The organism is Pseudomonadota bacterium, from assembly GCA_022361155.1.
Taxonomy (GTDB): Bacteria; Myxococcota_A; Polyangia; order Polyangiales; family JAKSBK01; genus JAKSBK01.
On sequence record JAKSBK010000038.1, the window covers coordinates 1 to 1354 of the forward strand.

The window sequence follows — 1354 nt, forward strand, 5'->3', positions numbered from 1 at the left end:
AGTCGCGTCTATTCGGCGCTGTGAAATGGGGCTGGTCCCACGGAATCCTTGTCGCCTCAAGGGCAAGCTCGCGTGCGCTCGGCGCTGCGCGCCCCTTGACCCGCCAACGATTCCGCAGGGTTGGCTACTATGCCGCTATGCCGGGAAGGCAGGCTTCCCGGCCACAGGTCAACTGCGCCGAATAAGTGCGCGCGGATCTGACCACCGAAAAGGCGCGTTTTCTGAGCCCCGTTCACAATACTTGTTGCCCCAGCACTCAGCACGTTTATCCAACGCGCGGACACCACACGTGTGGAACCAGCCTGCACTCACGCTAGCGAACTTGACGCCGCCAGGTGGCGAGGATTGGCCGGTCTTGAAATCACCCCAGCACCCCACCGCGCTCGAACTCCTGCAGCGATTCAGAATCAACTCCGGCCGCTCCCTGATTCGCCTTAACGCGTTGGTAGGCCTCCCAAACCACTTTCTTGGAAATATCAAACGGCTTCGCTTTGCTCACAAGCTCCTCCCACACAGTGGTTGGCTCATGACCGCCGCTGGATGACGCAACCCCTTCGCTCCATCGAGTTTCCTCGACTTCTTCGCTACTACGGGTCGCTCCGCCCCTTCGCCTTGCATTGGTACTCTCATCTTTGTTGGTCTTCCACTTGGATTTCTCCCTTCGCATCAAGGCGGAAGGTTCCCACGTTCCGCACAGCCGCCTGGTCCAGATTCACGCCACCTCTATGCCGGACGCCGCTCAGGCAGTCAGCAGGTTTCCCCTGAGCTTGTCCCAGAGTAACGACTCGCCCTGGTTTTGACGCCATCCCCACGCTTTCGACACGTTGCCGGTAGTTCATTCGCTTCGTCTCTCTGGACCTCACCTGACGCGGTCAAGCCGCGCCTTTCCCTGTCACGCTCACCACCGTGGCTTTTGGCCACCGCAGCTGACAGTGGTTTGGAGCCCGCTCCTGCAAGCCGACTCCGAGGGGCCTACCCTCATCGGTTGTGCAGCAAGGCTGCTTCTAGGCGGCCATGGTGGCCTCCTTTCCGCGCCGTCGTGGCGCACCGTCGTCGGCGTACCGGACGACGATCATGTCGCCACCGGCACGTTTACGTCGCCACTGCTGGACCCAAAGGTCGAACACATAATGCAGGTACACGTTTGCAAGCAGCGGCGATATGCTGCCGGCGCGCGGGGCCGACCTGACCCTCGATAGAGCGGCCGGTGTCAAGGACATGCAGTGGTCCCCTCCGGCAGCGCGGTGCGCAGTCGGCAATACGAGAAGTGGGCGCCAGCCGAGAGGGACGGCACAGGAGTCGCGACTCACCCATCGATACGTGCTTTGAATCCGGCCTAACGTTGCCGGGGCAC

Annotated in this window: 1 protein-coding gene and 1 pseudogene; both read right to left on the reverse strand. The window is 61.7% G+C overall.

Translation table 11 applies throughout. The annotated features are described in order from the left end of the window. Nucleotides 1–361 precede the first annotated feature (361 nt). Nucleotides 362–499 carry a hypothetical protein gene (locus MJD61_01185; protein MCG8553895.1) on the reverse strand — a complete coding sequence of 46 codons (138 nt, stop codon included), beginning with the start codon at nt 497–499 and terminating at the stop codon, nt 362–364. A gap of 550 nt (nt 500–1049) precedes the next feature. Then, nucleotides 1050–1163 (reverse strand): annotated as a pseudogene (locus MJD61_01190) (RNA-directed DNA polymerase). Nucleotides 1164–1354 lie beyond the last annotated feature (191 nt).